Source organism: Vibrio sp. 1580, assembly GCF_033340055.1.
Window position 1 is genome coordinate 1 of record NZ_JAWOVT010000179.1, and the last position, 810, is coordinate 810.

General features: G+C 43.8%; 2 protein-coding genes. One reads left to right on the plus strand and one right to left on the minus strand.

Features of this window, described 5'->3' with window-relative positions; all coding sequences use genetic code 11:
* Positions 1–303, minus strand: a 303-nt coding sequence (locus tag R7093_RS24845; protein WP_318146968.1) for a patatin-like phospholipase family protein, incomplete at its 3' end; no start/stop codon positions are given.
* 235 nt (positions 304–538) lie between these two features.
* Here R7093_RS24845 and R7093_RS24850 point away from each other — a divergent pair.
* On the plus strand, positions 539–810 hold a 272-nt coding region (locus R7093_RS24850; protein ID WP_318146969.1), incomplete at its 3' end, for a cation transporter.

The following is an 810-nucleotide window of genomic DNA, read 5'->3' on the forward strand; positions in this document are numbered from 1 at the left end:
AATGCCTAACTCTTCAAGTGTTACTTGCCACATCCAATCCAAATCCATGACATCACCACCGCGTATGAGCTGGCTGGGGGTGATGAACTCATTTCTTAGGCTGTAATCGAGATAGATTTTTAGGTTTCTGCCCGGCATTTTTGCCAAATAAGCGGCAAGATTACTTGCGCCAGCCGATACACCCCAAAAGCTGTCGAAGGGAGAAAAGTCCGCAGCTAAAAAATGGTCGAGTATTCCGCAAGAAAATACCCCTCGCATTGCGCCGCCTTCAACAATCAGTGCACGAGAACCTACATGTTCCATCTGCTTATCCGCTTTCTATCTTTTAGTTGAGTAACGGCAGCTTAACGTATAAGCGGCTGATTCCCAAACAACGCCGCATATGTTCATGCGGGAAGGCATCAGATTGGCCAATCTTGAGTGCAGTGATGAACGCCTTTCTTAGTTTTCTATGTTGACTTTGTTTGATGATCAAACTAAATTTAAATCAAATATTTTGACTATCAAACAAAATAAGCAATAGGGATATGATTTATCTATGGCAATAGCACAACACACGCACGATTTTGTTTCTCATAACCATAAAGGTGAAAAGCGAACTTTTTATGTTCTCATTCTGACGCTTGTCACTATGGTGGTTGAGATTGCTGCGGGCACGTTTTTTGGCTCTATGGCCTTACTCGCCGATGGATGGCACATGGGCACTCATGCTGCGGCATTTTGCATCACCTTGTTCGCTTATCGCTATGCTAAGCAAAATGCGAACAATGAGCGATTTTCGTTTGGTACCGGGAAGGTCAGTGTTTTAGG